This is a genomic window from Brevibacillus sp. JNUCC-41, from assembly GCF_014844095.1.
Taxonomy (GTDB): Bacteria; Bacillota; Bacilli; order Bacillales; family DSM-1321; genus Peribacillus; species Peribacillus aracenensis.
This window is the reverse complement of the sequence record NZ_CP062163.1, coordinates 880,778-896,144: the sequence shown is the minus strand read 5'-3', so window position 1 is coordinate 896,144 and position 15,367 is coordinate 880,778. Positions and strand designations below refer to the sequence as shown.

Below are 15,367 nucleotides of genomic sequence, written 5' to 3'. Positions count from 1 at the left end.
AACAATATCGTTAAACCTATGAGGAAATGGGTGGCATACAATGGGATATAAGATTTTTTCCATCATTTTTATTTTATGTGGTCTTTTTGTAATGTGGTTCGCCATTTTTGGCAAAAAGAAAGAGATCAAAGAGATCGGCTCCGGAATATCAACGAATTTCATCGATGTAATTTTAATGATGATATATAGGCTTTTACCATCTATTGTTAGAAAAATCCTTCTTTTTGCACTAGGCCTGGTCATTTCCATCGGCTTTACTTATATATTTTTCAGCTTGTGATTATCCGTGAATTTTCCTGATTAGATAAAATAGCCCTGAAACTTTATTCAAACAAAAACGTATTAAAAGAAAACGGTACATAGGAGTTGTTGCTTTTTCGAGGAAAAAAAGTGTTTATGATAATGCGGGCGGGAAGGTGACGCCAATGAAGGCATTGGTTCAATATACCCAAAAAGAAGGATATCAGTATAGTAATAATATGCATTTTATGGTAATGTAGTGTTTGTGTGATTTTGGAAAAAATGAAAAAAGGAAGGTATTATATGTCTGAATCGGTTCTTAAGGTTCAATCCTTAACTAAAAAAATTGGAAAAGCAACCATTGTGGACAATGTTAGTTTTGAAATAAAAAGTAATGAAATATTTGGTTTGCTTGGTCCGAATGGGGCAGGGAAGACCACTATCATCCGTATGATCACAGGTCTCATCAATCGTACGGGCGGTACTGTCATGATCAATGGCAGTGACCTCGATAATGATTTCGAAGGTGCAATGAATCAATTGGGGGCCATTGTTGAAAACCCGGAGTTTTATAAGTACATGACAGGCAGAAAGAATATCCTCCATTATGCCCGAATGTCATCCAATGACATTTCCAATGAGAGAATAGAAGAGGTCATCAAGCTTGTCAAACTGGATCATGCCATCGATAAGAAGGTTAAAACCTATTCATTAGGGATGCGTCAGCGCCTTGGCGTGGCACAGGCCATTTTACATAAACCGTCGTTATTGATTTTTGATGAACCGACGAACGGCTTGGATCCACAAGGGATTCGCGAGTTTCGTGATTATTTGAAAGTACTGGCGAGTGAAGGCGTCGGGATATTGATTTCATCACATTTACTATCGGAAATGCAATTGATGTGCGATAGTTTTGCCGTTATCGAAAAGGGAAAACTGATACATACGAAAGAACATATCTTAGATGAAAAAACCGAAACGATCAATGAAGTTTCATTCACTGTCAGTGATGGGAAGCTAGCTAAAAACATCCTTCAAGAACAGTTTGGGGATATTACGATTCTGAAATATGATGCGAAGACAATCTCCGTATCGGCCTCTCGTGAACAAACGGCCAATATAAATAGGAGTTTTATTGAAAATCAACTAGATGTCTATGAAATTGGCATTACTAGAAAATCACTGGAAGATAAATTCTTTGAAATCACTGAGCAGGAAATGAGGGAGTCTGTATGATGTCCTTAGTAAAAAATGAATGGATGAAAATCTTTTCAAAAGTATCAACTTATATATTCATCGCTTTTCTTTTATTGGCAGCATTAGGGACTGCAGTCATCGATTATAAACTAAGTCCCGAAGAATCGGGTAAAGATTGGAAGCAAGAGTTAAAGGCAGATATACAAGAACAGGAAAAGGCTTTGAAAGATAAGGAAATCAGTGAAGATGAAAAAGCCGCGATCATGGAAGATATCAAACTCAACAAGCAACTGTTGGCTGATGATATAAACCCTGACTTGAACACGAATTGGACCTATATGGCGGAATGGACTACATCATTAACATCATTTGTCACTTTATTCGTCGTTATTGTTTGCAGCTCGCTCGTTTCCTCTGAATTTTCGGATGGCACCATTAAACAACTGTTGATCAGGCCTTATAAACGTTGGAAGATCCTGCTTTCCAAATATATTACTTCCTTGTTATTTGCAGCGTTATTACTTGCGAGCCTACTTATATTCAGTTATCTTATCGGCATCATATTCTTTGGCAATGGTTCGTATTCAGACAAAATCATGGATCCCGCATCTTTCGGTGAATTCAGTCCGGTGGTAGTCGGCGAATATTTCGTGGACATGATCGTATACTGGATACCAGGATTCCTGGTCATCACGACCATCGCTTTCATGCTAAGCACATTATTTAAAAACCAAGCACTTGCAGTAGGTATATCCATTTTCATCCTATTTGCTTCCTCGACATTAAATATGGTCATTCAATCATTCATCGGCAAATACGAGTGGTTAAAATTCGTCTTATTCCCCCACCTTGATTTAAGGGGCTATATTTCCGGAGCCATGGAAATGTTCGATGGAGCTACACTTGGATTTTCAATGAGTGTACTCGGCATCTATTATCTTATCTTTTTAGCGCTAACTTTCTTCTTCTTCCAGAAAAAAGATATCACTAATTAAATAGTCCTTACCGAAAAAACCGAAATCAGTAGCTGATTTCGGTTTTTATTATGCAACATAGAATGCATGAGTCAGTTGCTGCTTGAAAAATTGAAACCTTTATCCATATTTATCCGTATAAGATAATATGAGGATATTTAGTAGGACATATGGATGTAAACTGAAAAATAAGGTTCTGTAATTTGGGCTTATAGGATTCTCATGATCATTTCACGATGGACAGTTGTTGGCGTAGTGATCGGGATAGGCGGAGGACTCATAATGGGGATCAGTTCCTGCCTGTTCGCCAGTTAGTAGCTCCAATACAGAATAGTCGACCCACGGAAATAATCCGATAGAGATGGAGTAGATTCAAAGATGGGAAAAATGCATGATAAACGAAAGTTCATAATTGTACTTATTATTATTTTTGGAGCAGCATTAGGTTTCTATGTGTACTCGGCATTCTCTGAAAAATTGACAAAATCAACGGATTTGGCCAATGAATCCATCGGGGGATTCAAGGTTTTGGATAACATATCGAGTCCAGAATTTATTAGGGAATATGGAGAACCCATCGATCAAGATAATAATAATGCCTATGATTATTATTATTGGAAAGGCGGGTTAAAAACGGCCTCTAGCAATACAGACGAGGATAAAGGGAAAATTATGCGGTTAATCATTTCAAGTACGGACGACGATCCATTTGAAAACTCCCTGCAAACAAGCAAAGGTATTAAATTAGGGAGTAAGAAAGCGGACGTTCTTTCGAAGTATGGAGATCATTATTATAAAAGTTATGAACAGGGAGCGGATATTATCGGCTACATTGACCATAAACGGAATATTACTTTAGAATTTTGGTGTGCTCCAGGTGGAAGGGTTGCAGAAATACGATTGGACGATGCAGAGGTCATGTAATGTTTTTTCTCAAGTGTCCTCGATTAAGAGGTTCGGCCGTTTAAGAAAGCGATGCGATAAACATTATGTTCATAAAAAATCTCATCTATCACTTACTATAAAAGCCATGCTGATGATGTTCAATCAATTAAGAGGGATTAGTAGTTAATGTCGGGGGTTGGGCAGGGTGTTAGAGCACTTTGCCTTTTTTTATTTTATTCTATTCTTGCCTTAATTACACTATATCATTCTCGGAAATTCATGTGTTTCGCGTTATTCACCGTTAACTATCTCTGCTGATTTTTTGCTTTTTTCCAGTTTATTGGATTCCTTTAAACGTTCTTTATCATTTTTAGCCAAAATAAAGTTGCCTCTTGAATAAAGGCCGGGTGTGATAGCGTCACATTTTCATAACTTGGGATAGGTAATCTCATTATTGGATGAGGTGTAGACTTTTCATTGCAGGATGGAACTTTTTTCTATTTTATCCGTATATTTAATTGTGTACGGTGCTGGGGGCACCGGTATTCAGCGGCAGTTATCATTTTTATAAATTTGGGAGATGAAGGATCATGAGCGAAAAAGGTTGTATGAAATGTGGAAGCAATGATGCTGCCAAGAAGGATGTAGCCATGACAGGAACAGGGTTGTCAAAAATGTTCGATGTCCAGAATAATCAATTTACGGTTGTGTATTGCAAGAATTGCGGTTATTCGGAGTTTTATAATAGGCAATCATCTGCAGGCAGTAATTTGCTAGATCTATTCTTTGGATGATCACTGGCATGACAAGAACCCCCCTTTTAATGAAAAGGGGGTTCTTGTTTTTTCTTCATTTTAGGAAGAGAATTACTGATTGAACCGGACTGGGTCGCCAAAATAAAAGAAGGAGGGGAAGACGAGATCGAGACGACATTGCCGCGCGATAGCAGGTGTACATGAATGATTCCCGATTACATGTGGGCGAATACATGACACGTGACGGCATGCCCAAGAAATGTTAGTATGAATGTAAAAAATGGGAATTTATTGAGGGGAAATGAAATGAATAAAATAGCACTTCTTCAACTGTCTCTAGCCATGACGATCTTTGGTTCTGTCGGTTTCTTTTCAGGACTATCAGGACTTCCTGCATTGGAATTGGTTTTTGTTCGCTGCATTTGTGCGGCCATTTTCTTATGTGCAGCCTGGATGATGACAGGACATTTCAAGAACGAAATATGGAATTCCAAAGAGGTAATGCTCATCATTTTCTGCGCGGTGGCCAACTTGTTGAACTGGATATTCCTCTTTAAATCTTTCGAACTGATATCGGTGACAATTGCCATTTCGCTTTATCATTTAGCGCCGATCATTGTACTCATTATTGGGAGCTTCATCTTTAGAGAGAAAATGAGTTTATTTTCCATCCTGGCCATTTCACTTTGCTTCATTGGCACATTATTCATTATGGGAACAGATGGATTTCGATCATCAACCCCTGAATGGGAAGGGATCATTTATGGGATCATTGCTGCATTTTTCTATGCGGCAACCATGCTTTTAGGAAAGAGCATTTCAAAGACAAGTGTATATGCGACCACCTTTCTGCAAATGTTCATTGGATTTCTATTACTGATTCCTTTTGTCGATTTTTCAGTCTACACAACGCTAAAATCTTCCGAATGGTTTTATACGGTACTTACCGGCATCATCCATACAGGCGTCGTGTATCTGCTGTTTTTTAATAGTATCCGCCATTTGCCTACAAATGTAGTATCTTTCATGATTTTTGTCGATCCGGCAGTGGCCATCCTTTTGGATATTCTTCTTTCAGGATTTCAACCGGACAGGATTCAAATCTTGGGCATTACATTGATATTTATTGGTGTGCTCTATTCACTTAAGACGACAAGACCGAATGAAAAGGATGTCATGCAAAAAAGGCCGCACACAATGTGAGGCCTTTTTTCTTTATGGTTTTTCTATCAATCTATTGATTAAAATGATAGACATCCCAAATGTCAGGGGTTTCTGATCCAAGGTACCAGGCAGATACACCGCCTAGATGATTTTGTTTGACCAGGTCAATACGGAGCTTCACTGATTTTTTATCTTCTATCCATATTTGATGCTTTTCCCCTTTGGAAGTATACTCCACGTAATTTTGTTGAGCCTTTTTATCCCATACCTTTTTAAGTTTATGGGATGAAATGATTTTGTTGACTTCAGCCATGGTACGGTCATGACTTTTCACTTTTTTGGTCGATAAATCGGTTACCCATTCCCTCGTATAAAATGGTACAGCCAATATGATCTTATGGGCAGGTACTTCTTTCATTAAAAGCTTCGTTCCTTCTTTGATCCAAGGTAACGAGGAAACGGACCCGGCTACCGGGCTCCCTCCCCAATGCTCGTCATAACCCATTATGATGATGTAGTCCGCTATTTTGCCAAGTGCTTTCCTATCCAGACTTTTTGACCAAAAAGGGTCTTCATTTTCTCGGGTGACATCCACGGATACTTTAATTCCATGCGGTTTTAAGGCTTTTTTCAGTTCGCCTATGAAAAGTACAAAGTCCTTCTTGTTTTTTGGATCGATGTTTTCAAAATCTACATTTATTCCATCACTTTTAGTTTTAACAAGTGAATCACGTAAAGCTGAAACTAATTTCTGGCGCTTTTTTGTATTGCCTAGTACAGAACCAGTTAAAACAGGGTCAAATTGATTTCCGATAAGCTGCCAAACTTGTTTTCCTTGTTTATGGGCGTTTTGGACGAATTTTGCATCCGCAGAAACGGACACGAAATTACCGGAATCCTTCAGCGTATAGGAACGGGGAGATACTACATTTAAATTAAGTTGTTTCATTTGTTGGGTGTAGTTTTCTTTCGATCCATTATGCGTCCAGCCCATGACGATAGGTTTTTGCGCCTTTTTTTGAAGCTGGGATGTCTTTATCCATCCCTTCTTCCCATCAAGCAATTGAACCTGGTAATAATAATCCGGGATCTTCAATTTTTGGCCAACTTTAAGGGTAACCGTATGTAAGACGTTTAATTTCGTCAAATCACTTGTGGTTACCTTATATTTAGTGGAAATCTTCCACAATGTATCTCCTGATACAACCTTATGGATCTTATATTTCTGGGGGATCTTCAGGATTTGGCCAATATTTATTTCGGTCGAAGTTAATTTATTTTCTTTTTGCAGCTCACTTAGTGAAACACCATATTGATTTGCTACTTTCCATAATGTGTTTCCAGCCTTTACTTTATGGATAATAGGCCCCGCGGAATCTCCGACGGAAGTAGAAATGACGGGAAACTCCTCGCCCTTTTTTAAGGGCTTTAATTGAGTGGAACCTAATTTAGGAGAACTAAAAACTTTTGTATTGTCCACTTTAACAGAACCTATGTAAAGGGTTTTGCTTGATGAATGACCACTGGGTGGAAAGAGGCATATACAAAGAAGGCTTAATATAATAAAACATCCAAAGAATTTTTTCACAATGATTTTATTCCCCTTTGTAAAATTTAACTTTACTAGTTTACTATGGAGAATCGCTATAAAATAGAGGTACATTGTGGAAAGGCTCTATATAGAAGAAAATATGGAATCTAATTATGATTCTGTATTGTTGTTCCACTCTATGGTAGGACGAATTATTTTGCTTACTGCTGGGACTGGAGGGCTGATATTGACAGTTCCGTTCTTTTCAAGATAACGAAACCCTATACATATGAACAGGTTAATCATTTTTTACTGGTTGGCCTTTTTTTACGCTTGCCGCTGAAAATGACTTGTACATGACATTTGTCATCTTCTAGTCATGACACCTGGTACTAATAAATTCAGGTTATTTTCTTTATAATATGAAATAACGACAAATAAAAAGGAAGTGCAATTGAATAATGACCTTGCAAAATACGAAAAACTTGAGAAAACAAATTGCTCCTTTTGAACAATCAACGACAAAGCAAAGTATATGGCAGATCATCAATACCTTGGGACCATTCATTATTTTATGGTACCTAGCATATATAAGTCTTTCCGTTTCTTATTGGTTAGCTTTAATTCCGGCTGTGTTTGCTGCTGGTTTCTTGACAAGGATATTCATCATTTTTCATGATTGCACGCATCATTCATTTTTCAAAAACCGCCGTGCGAATAGAACAGTCGGTACGATCATGGGTGTTTTGACTTTATTCCCGTTTGATCAATGGGGACATGAGCATTCTGTGCATCACGCAACAAGCGGCAATTTGGATAAGCGGGGGACGGGGGATATTTGGACCCTTACGGTAGATGAGTATTTGGCGGCACCGCTTAAACTTCGTTTTGCGTATCGTTTTTATCGCAATCCATTGGTTATGTTTGGTTTGGGACCCATTTATGTTTTCCTTCTTAAAAACAGATTTAACCGTAAAGGTGCTAGAAAGAAGGAAAAGATGAATACGTATTTGACGAATGTAATAATCGTCGCTTTAGTGGCATTGCTTTGCCTGGCAGTAGGCTGGCAGTCGTTCCTTCTGGTTCAAGGTTCCATCTTCATGATTTCTGGTTCAGTGGGAATTTGGCTGTTTTACGTCCAGCATACATTCGAGGACTCTTACTTCGAAGAGAATGAGGAGTGGGAATATGTATTGGCGGCAGTGGAAGGAAGTTCTTTTTATAAGCTTCCAAAACTGATGCAGTTCCTTACAGGTAATATCGGTTACCATCATGTTCACCATTTAAGTCCAAGGGTGCCTAACTATAAATTGGAAATGGCGCACAATAATACAGAGCCTTTAGAGAACGTTCCAACGATTACTCTTGCGACAAGCTTGCGCTCACTCCGTTTCCGTTTATGGGATGAGGAATCAAAGAATTTTGTTAGCTTCAAGGACATTAAATATTTAACGAAAAAAAGTGTTCCCATTCAAGTGAAATCTGAACTGTAACGTTCATGTATCATTCCGGACTCCCTTAATAATCCTTGGATTTGGGGGAGTCTTTGCTGCATATAAGGAACTCGATAAAGGAGAGAACTTAAAATGATTCGAATTGTCATTGCAGAGAATCAGCAAATGCTGTTAGAGGCAATAAGTTCTCTACTCAATCTTGAAGAAGATATAGAAATTGTCGGGCAAGCCAGTAATGGAGAAGAAGTGATGGCCCTTGTACACCAATTACAGCCTGATGTGTGTATCATGGATATGGAGATGCCTGTAATGAGCGGACTTGAGGCGGCAGAAGCATTAAAGTCATTTGAATGCAAAGTGGTCATTTTAACGACATTTCGAAGGTCTGGTTATTTTCAACTCGCATTGAAAGCTAATGTAAGTGGTTATTTATTGAAGGATGGCCCGGGTGAAGAGTTAGCCTGCTCGATTCGCGGCATAATGGACGGCAAGCGAATATACTCCCCAGAACTTATAGACGAGTCCCCCAGCAATAATGACCGGGAAATGGGAGTGTTAGGGCTGTTAGCCGATGGTCAATCAAAAATGGAAGCGTCTAATAAGCAAAGCGACACAATAGGGACAGTAAGGAAATATTTTTCGACCATCAAGGATAAAATGAAGTTACCGGCTGGTTAGGATTTGTTTCTTAAATCCTGTTGACACGTTTTTTTTAATTGTGTACGATGGATTAAATGATAATATTGAAAATTCTGTGATGAAGAGAGTAGTTCATTTCGAAATGGAAAGCGAGTTAGGGATGGTGGGAGCCTAATGCAGGACGGATGAATGAAGCGCACTTTGGAGAAATTTCTTGAAACGTTTAGTAGGGAACATCGGGGAGTCACCTCGTTAACAATGGAAAGTGGTCACAATTGTGGCAACTAGAGTGGTACCACGGGAATTCATGCTCTCGTCTCTTATTTAGAGGCGGGGGCTTTTTTGTTTAGGAGGGAAAATGTCGATGAATAAGCCAATTGCAGAATTGATTTCAACTGCTTTGAACAATGAAATGCAAGCAAGTGAAATAGAGAAATTAATGGAAAAGCCAAAATTGATGGAGTTAGGTGATGTCGCCTTTCCGTGCTTTACTCTTGCAAAAAAATTCAAAAAATCGCCTCAGGTGATTGCGTCTGAAATAGCTCAACAATTGAACAGTGAGTTGCTCCAAGAAGTGAACGTTGTGGGTGGTTATCTGAATATTTTCGTCAATCAACAGATGGTGACGGAAAACGTGCTGCAAACGATATTAAGGGAAAAGGATCAGTATGGTTCGGTGCAGCCTGTACAGGAAAATGTCGTGATTGATTACTCATCCCCGAATATCGCCAAGCCTTTTTCCATGGGGCACTTACGCTCAACGGTCATAGGGAATGCACTGGCTAACATTGCCGAAAAAAATGGCTACGATGCCGTGCGTATCAATCATTTAGGAGATTGGGGCACGCAATTCGGCAAGTTGATCGTCGCGTATAAGCTGTGGGGCGACAAAGAGGCAATCGAGGCTTCTCCGATTCAGGAATTATTGAAAATCTATGTGAAGTTCCATGAAAGAGCTGAAACGGACGAATCGTTGAATGAACAAGCGCGCGCAAGCTTCAAGTCTCTTGAAGATGGGGACGAGGAAGCACTGGCTCTGTGGAAATGGTTCAGGGATGCGTCTTTAAAAGAATTCGAGACGATTTATGATTTATTGGGCATCCGTTTTGATTCCCATGCCGGCGAAGCGTTTTACAATGATAAAATGGATGCTGTTGTCGGGGAGCTAAAAGAAAAGGGCTTGCTTACCCTATCCGAAGGTGCCTATGTCGTGCAATTGGAAGATATGCCGCCTTGTTTGATTACGAAAACCGATGGGGCGACACTTTATGCGACGCGTGATTTGGCTGCAGCCATGTATCGTAAAAAACAGTACGGGGCGAAGAAAACATTTTATGTTGTCGGAAACGAACAATCCCTGCACTTTAAGCAACTTTTTAATGTCATTGAAAAAATGGGGTATGGATGGTCAAAAGATTTGCAGCACGTGGCATTTGGCATGATGTTAAAAGACGGCAAGAAAATGTCGACACGTAAAGGGAAAGTCGTGCTGCTTGCGGATGTATTGGCAGAGGCAATCGAAACTGCGAAGCGCAATATTGAAGAAAAAAATCAAGCGCTTGAACAGAAGGAACTCGTTGCAAGACAGGTTGGTGTCGGAGCGGTCATCTTTAATGATCTAAAAAATAACCGCATGAATGATATTGATTTTTCATTAGAGCAAATGATGAATTTTGAGGGAGAAACGGGTCCATATGTACAGTACACATATGCGCGAATTTCCTCATTGCTTGAAAAAGGTGAATTTAAAGAGCAGTCCCTCACTTTTGAAGCTCTAGGAGAATATGCGTGGCCAGTCATCCAGCTGTTGGAGCAATACCCGATCATTGTCCAAAAATCATTTGAACAAGCCGACCCATCACAAATCGCGAAATTCAGCTTGCATTTATCGCGTGCATTCAATAAGTATTATGCACATACCAAAATCTTAGTTGAAGATGAATGCAAACAAATGAAACTCTCATTCGCTTTTTCCGTGGCAGTTGTATTAAAGGATGCGCTAAGTTTATTGGGAATTTCAGCGCCGAATAAGATGTAAAGTTAAAGAGTCCTTGCATTAGCGAAGAAAACTGAATAAAAAAAGAATCCATTTTGATCAATTTTCCTTCAAAATGGATTCTTTCAAAATAAAATGGAAGCAAAAAACGCCTACTCGATGACATCGAACCATAACGGGGATTTATCATCAGGTTCACCATTGTAATTGATCGTGATTTCCTCGCCAGCCTTTATATCTTTATGTGCATAAAAGTCTATCGTTAAATCTTCTAAATTATTTTCGAATGTCGCATTTGGTGTGTATGAATGGTTGAATAGGGAACCATTTCCCAAGGCAATGACAGTTTCATCGTCATCTCCCCAATAGAAACAGTGATGAAAGAGTGCGGTTTTCTTTAGATATTTCCATTCATGTTTGGGTGAAATGATGACAGGTGATTCCTCAATGAGTTCATCTTTTTTAATATCCCTTGTAGCATATACTCCCCGGCCATACTTCCCCGTATTTTTAATGCAGATTGGTGACACGGAAGCAACTCCCTTTTTTCGGTCCTGTTTGGCTATCAGTTGTGTCGTGGCATTTTTTTCATCTAAGCTACCAAGGTGCTTATTTAAGTAATCACTGCGTTTGCGAATGAATTCGAAGATGAATTCCGGTTCCTTGTCGAATAGATCAATCTTATTCTTTTTATATGGATCAAGAAGGATGTGGGGGCGTATGCCCTGGTGCAGTGGTAATACTTTATTTTCCATATGCTTCACAGTAAATGTGGTTTCCAATGTTTCAACCAAGAGGTCTTTGTAGTACTTACTGTATTCCGGAACCTGCAAGAGCAGATGAATAAGGTGGTTTGCCTTTTTCCCTCCGATAGGGACATATGTGTGCTCCATGATCCCTCCACTGACTTTGCGTCCCCAAGTGGCATCGTAATCCCAAGGAATGATTTCAAATAACTTCGTTTTACTATTGCGATATAGTGCATAGTTATGAGTGAAACCGTCGTTATTCATGGTGCAAACGGCTCCAACCAGCCAGCGTAAGTATTTATGGATATCAAGATGTTGCGAGACTACTTCAGGAAACTTTGCAAGTGGGGTGGTGTTGATTTTTTTGATGAATTCGATTAGATATTCATCATCGGCGGGTTTGCCAAACGCTTGTTTATAGCCTGACATAAGGGAGTCTTTCGCTTTCCCATCCCTTCCCAATGAAAAGTTGGCATTATTGTTGACAGCATAATAAATCGGGCCGGCAGGAAGTCCTCTTTTTTCTAAAAAAACCCCATCGACGGAATCCAATTGTAAATACACACCTTTAAGCGTGCCATTTCGGAATAGGTTGATGTGTTGGCTATGAGGGGAAAGGACACCAAGGTCTTGAAAGAAATCGAGTGAGAGTTTATTGCGAATGAGGGAAGGATCTCTGTATTCGGCATTGAGATGGATTTTGTGGGCGCCAAAGAATCGTTCTGGCTGGATGAAATCAATCCAATAGGATCTTTTCCGGAATTTGCGGGTATAAGAGCCTCGATAGGCAATATCGATTACATAAGTGTCGTTTTCTACTTTCAAATAGGCGGGTATAGGGTCATCGCTCCAAATATCCGCACGTAAATCTTCTAGATCTTTTTCTTCTATCATTAAGAAATAAGATGGAATATGATAAGACATACACTCACCTTCCTTCCTTCCTTGTATAAGATGTTTTATGGACAGTCTTGACCTTAATGAAGCCGTAATATCATAAAATACTTCGACTTGATCAATCAGGGATTAATCAAGCTGAAGCATTTTATATTTAACTATCTATCTTCTTCTTTTTTTGCCACGTCCAGTGGACGAGCTTGAGCTTGAACTTGAACTTGATGAAGTAGATGTTGTTGTTGTTGTAGATGTGAAACCAGTAGTTATGATACCAGTAGCTGTGCTGCCAGTAGATTATTTTCCAGTAGATTTATGGCCAGTGGACTTGTTGCCAGTGGACTTGCTTCCGGTAGAATTGCTACCGGTAGATGAACCGCCAGATGCTGCTTTTCCTTTTTTCCCTTTCATACAGACCCCTCCTTTATAAGGTTAATTTTATGATATGCGCATTGGTACATACTTGAGCGTTAGTTAACGACAAACGGGCTAATAAAAATTAACGGAGAGGATTTAGGAGAGTTGCCTAATCCCAGAAGATTTATTGAATGGATAAGCAACAAAATGGAGTACCGTCTATTGTTAACATCTTTCGTCAATCATTGCATCATGATCAGGCATTATAATAAATTCATGAAAAAAATGCCCTTTAATCCCGATGACCGGGAAGAAAGGGCATGTACCGCGGACATATCAATGAACTGGATGTCACGTCACGGCGATAATGAATTAATAAGCCAAGCTGAATAGGGCTTTGATGTGTGATAGATAGCGAACATTACTTGCTTCTTTCATCAATGTAGCCGGCAGGCCTTTAAGGGAAGTGTTATTGGCCCCAACGGTTGCCACCGCATCCTTACGGCCTAGGCTCGCAAGTGTACCTGAGTTTACAGGTGAAAATTCTTCAAGTTTCTTGCCTTCAAAGGCTGCATATAGGTTGTATCCAACAAGCTCACCCATTTGCCAAGCATTTTGTGCAGTAGGAGCGTATGGACGGCCGCCTTCTGGAGGGAACGCAACGGCGCTGTCCCCGACAACGAATACGTCATTATGAGATTTGGATTGCAAATACTCATTAACGGTCGCTTTGCCGCGATCCACTTCAAGGCCTGATTCGCCCACGATAGGAAGAGCCGCAACTCCGCCTGTCCAAACAAGTGTATTGGCCGTTATCGTTTGTCCATCTTTCAATTCGATTTGATTTCCTTTAACACCCGTTACAGGCAGACCTGTCAGGAATTCAACACCGCGTGCTTCCAAGCTTGTCATCGCACGTTCGATCAAGTGGTCAGGCAGGACCGGAAGGATTTTTGGACCAGCTTCTACAAGCTTGATTTTCAAGTCCTTGAAGTCCACTCCGAATTTTTTGGCGATTTTAGGGAAATGATCCACGATTTCACCGATTAACTCGACGCCTGTCAATCCGCCGCCGCCGATCACGATAGTTGCGTCCGCCTCATTATTCGTTTGTGCATATTCGCGGATGCGATCTTCGATATGTTTGTAAATTTTGTTTGCATCGTTTACGGATTTCAAGACCATGCTGTTTTCCTCAAGTCCCGGAATGCCGAAGAATCCTGTTTGGCTTCCTAAAGCAACAACTAGGGCATCATAAGATAAAGTGGAACCATTGGCAAGTTTCACTTCTTTGTTATCGACTGAGAAAGAATCCACTTTGGAAATGATAAGGTCGATATCTTTTCCTTTGAAAAGTTTTTCCAACGGAATGGAAACGGCTTGTTCAGAAATGGATCCGCCTGCAAGACGGTGCAATTCAGTGATGATTTGGTGTGTTGGAAATTGGTTCACCACTGTAACCTGTACTTCATCTTTTTTGTAATATTCACGTACGGATAAGGCAGATAGCAATCCAGCGTAACCTGCACCTAAGATGACGATTTGTTTTGACATAGTTAATCCCCCGTCCTTACTGATTGAAAATTCATCAAATTATTTTTGGTTTTTGCGTTCTGAAGAGACTTCAAGAAAAGCTTGGGCGAAACGGAAAAGTTTTTGTGCTTGTGGGTCTTTCATCATTCTTAACAGACCAAAAAGACCGATCACGTCATGATTCACTTCAGCACGATCCTTAGCTTCGATGGCAGTAACCGCAAGCCCTTTCACTGAATCGACTACAGGTGTCGCGATCTCCGAAATGGCGCTGACCGTATCATTTTTCAAAACATCATCAGTCGCAACCGATTGAGCGAAATCATAAGACTTTGTTAAAATATTCACTAACTCAGTTAGTTTTGGTAACTGCTCAACTAAAGTGTTCAACGATTCCTGAACCTCAGGGTTTAATAATTGGTCCAGTACATCTAATTGTTTTTGGCTGGCATTAAGTTGTTCAGTTTGTGATTGGGTAATCGTTTCTGACATATCCAATTCTCCTTTGCAATAAGCATTTTGTTGATGTAAATAGAAAAACTTGTAAAATATTACACAATGTGTGGCAAGAAAAAATACTAACAAAAATGTAATAAATGCTAAACTATAGTATATCCCTTTAGTTCCGTGAAAACAGCTGATTTTTAAAAAAAGATTCATAAAATAAACTTTTCTCGCTTATTTAAGTACAGATTCTGCTGGAAGATTCCATTCTTTACCTAAAAAGGACTTTGAGGGTGTCTATCATCATCGCCTGTCATACATATTTCCATCTTGATTTGCCATCCTAAATGATGGAGGTGAAATAATGTGACTGATTCAGAATCTAAACTTACAGAAGAGAATGATGATAAGAAGCTTCATAAACTGGTTGGCAGTATGGAATATACTAAAGCACAACTATCGGAAGGCATGAATGGAATTTCTGAAGTTTACCTCAAAAACAGTGAGGAAGGCACATCGGAAGCACCTGATAAATAATCATGTTGCGTAAGCATA

Annotated in this window: 16 protein-coding genes, 1 pseudogene and 1 other annotated feature; of the genes and pseudogenes, 12 read left to right on the top strand and 5 right to left on the bottom strand. The window is 39.6% G+C overall.

What is annotated here, in order from left to right; genetic code table 11:
* Nucleotides 1–40 precede the first annotated feature (40 nt).
* The 6 genes from JNUCC41_RS04380 (at nucleotide 41) to JNUCC41_RS04355 (ending at nucleotide 5,254) form a co-directional block, all read left to right on the top strand.
* Nucleotides 41–280, top strand: a complete 240-nt coding sequence (locus JNUCC41_RS04380; RefSeq protein WP_192206547.1) for a hypothetical protein — start codon at nucleotides 41–43, stop codon at nucleotides 278–280.
* 263 nt (nucleotides 281–543) lie between these two features.
* Nucleotides 544–1,476, top strand: a complete 933-nt coding sequence (locus tag JNUCC41_RS04375; protein WP_192206546.1) for an ABC transporter ATP-binding protein — start codon at nucleotides 544–546, stop codon at nucleotides 1,474–1,476.
* Nucleotides 1,476–2,432 (top strand): ABC transporter permease, encoded by a 957-nt coding sequence (locus JNUCC41_RS04370; RefSeq protein ID WP_192206545.1) that lies wholly within the window; start codon nucleotides 1,476–1,478, stop codon nucleotides 2,430–2,432. The genes JNUCC41_RS04375 and JNUCC41_RS04370 overlap by 1 nt, the downstream gene beginning before the upstream one ends.
* A gap of 357 nt (nucleotides 2,433–2,789) precedes the next feature.
* The gene (locus JNUCC41_RS04365) at nucleotides 2,790–3,335 is read left to right on the top strand and encodes a hypothetical protein (protein WP_228467537.1); all 546 of its coding nucleotides are present in this window, start codon (nucleotides 2,790–2,792) and stop codon (nucleotides 3,333–3,335) included.
* Between the two features lie 551 nt (nucleotides 3,336–3,886).
* A complete protein-coding gene (locus tag JNUCC41_RS04360) occupies nucleotides 3,887–4,090 on the top strand; it encodes a zinc ribbon domain-containing protein (protein WP_192206544.1) in 204 nt (67 codons plus the stop codon).
* 267 nt (nucleotides 4,091–4,357) lie between these two features.
* Nucleotides 4,358–5,254, top strand: coding sequence for a DMT family transporter (locus tag JNUCC41_RS04355; protein ID WP_192206543.1), 897 nt, complete (start codon nucleotides 4,358–4,360; stop codon nucleotides 5,252–5,254).
* Between the two features lie 31 nt (nucleotides 5,255–5,285).
* Here JNUCC41_RS04355 and JNUCC41_RS04350 read toward each other — a convergent pair whose 3' ends face one another.
* Nucleotides 5,286–6,695: a LysM peptidoglycan-binding domain-containing protein gene (locus tag JNUCC41_RS04350; RefSeq protein ID WP_228467536.1), complete on the bottom strand. Its 1,410-nt coding sequence runs from the start codon at nucleotides 6,693–6,695 to the stop codon at nucleotides 5,286–5,288.
* Nucleotides 6,696–7,207: 512 nt separating this feature from the next.
* Between JNUCC41_RS04350 and JNUCC41_RS04345 the strand changes: the two genes are divergently transcribed.
* The 3 genes from JNUCC41_RS04345 (at nucleotide 7,208) to argS (ending at nucleotide 10,877) form a co-directional block, all read left to right on the top strand.
* Nucleotides 7,208–8,239, top strand: coding sequence for a Delta(5) desaturase DesA (locus JNUCC41_RS04345; protein WP_192206541.1), 1,032 nt, complete (start codon nucleotides 7,208–7,210; stop codon nucleotides 8,237–8,239).
* Between the two features lie 93 nt (nucleotides 8,240–8,332).
* Nucleotides 8,333–8,878, top strand: a complete 546-nt coding sequence (locus tag JNUCC41_RS04340; RefSeq protein WP_192206540.1) for a response regulator — start codon at nucleotides 8,333–8,335, stop codon at nucleotides 8,876–8,878.
* 67 nt (nucleotides 8,879–8,945) lie between these two features.
* Nucleotides 8,946–9,163: a binding site (T-box leader), on the top strand.
* Nucleotides 9,164–9,197: 34 nt separating this feature from the next.
* Nucleotides 9,198–10,877, top strand: a complete 1,680-nt coding sequence (gene argS / locus JNUCC41_RS04335; RefSeq protein WP_370662565.1) for an arginine--tRNA ligase — start codon at nucleotides 9,198–9,200, stop codon at nucleotides 10,875–10,877.
* A 110-nt stretch (nucleotides 10,878–10,987) separates the two neighbouring features.
* On the opposite strand, the gene JNUCC41_RS26645 is transcribed toward argS, so the two are convergent.
* The gene (locus JNUCC41_RS26645; RefSeq protein WP_228467630.1) at nucleotides 10,988–11,365 is read right to left on the bottom strand and encodes an SET domain-containing protein; all 378 of its coding nucleotides are present in this window, start codon (nucleotides 11,363–11,365) and stop codon (nucleotides 10,988–10,990) included.
* Between the two features lie 63 nt (nucleotides 11,366–11,428).
* A pseudogene (locus JNUCC41_RS04330) lies at nucleotides 11,429–12,508 on the bottom strand (CotH kinase family protein); the annotation flags it as partial.
* 151 nt (nucleotides 12,509–12,659) lie between these two features.
* On the opposite strand from JNUCC41_RS04330, the gene JNUCC41_RS04325 reads away from it, so the two are divergent.
* Together JNUCC41_RS04325 and JNUCC41_RS04320 are read left to right on the top strand one after the other, a co-directional pair.
* The gene (locus JNUCC41_RS04325; protein ID WP_192206537.1) at nucleotides 12,660–12,908 is read left to right on the top strand and encodes a hypothetical protein; all 249 of its coding nucleotides are present in this window, start codon (nucleotides 12,660–12,662) and stop codon (nucleotides 12,906–12,908) included.
* A 149-nt stretch (nucleotides 12,909–13,057) separates the two neighbouring features.
* Nucleotides 13,058–13,228 (top strand): hypothetical protein, encoded by a 171-nt coding sequence (locus JNUCC41_RS04320; protein ID WP_192206536.1) that lies wholly within the window; start codon nucleotides 13,058–13,060, stop codon nucleotides 13,226–13,228.
* Here JNUCC41_RS04320 and JNUCC41_RS04315 read toward each other — a convergent pair.
* Nucleotides 13,208–14,389, bottom strand: a complete 1,182-nt coding sequence (locus JNUCC41_RS04315; RefSeq protein WP_098373865.1) for an NAD(P)/FAD-dependent oxidoreductase — start codon at nucleotides 14,387–14,389, stop codon at nucleotides 13,208–13,210. The genes JNUCC41_RS04320 and JNUCC41_RS04315 overlap by 21 nt on opposite strands.
* Before the next feature lie 39 nt (nucleotides 14,390–14,428).
* On the bottom strand, nucleotides 14,429–14,860 hold the full coding sequence (locus tag JNUCC41_RS04310) for a helical membrane plugin domain-containing protein (protein WP_192206535.1): 432 nt from the start codon (nucleotides 14,858–14,860) through the stop codon (nucleotides 14,429–14,431).
* Nucleotides 14,861–15,178: 318 nt separating this feature from the next.
* On the opposite strand from JNUCC41_RS04310, the gene JNUCC41_RS04305 reads away from it, so the two are divergent.
* On the top strand, nucleotides 15,179–15,349 hold the full coding sequence (locus tag JNUCC41_RS04305) for a hypothetical protein (RefSeq protein ID WP_192206534.1): 171 nt from the start codon (nucleotides 15,179–15,181) through the stop codon (nucleotides 15,347–15,349).
* Nucleotides 15,350–15,367: the final 18 nt, after the last annotated feature.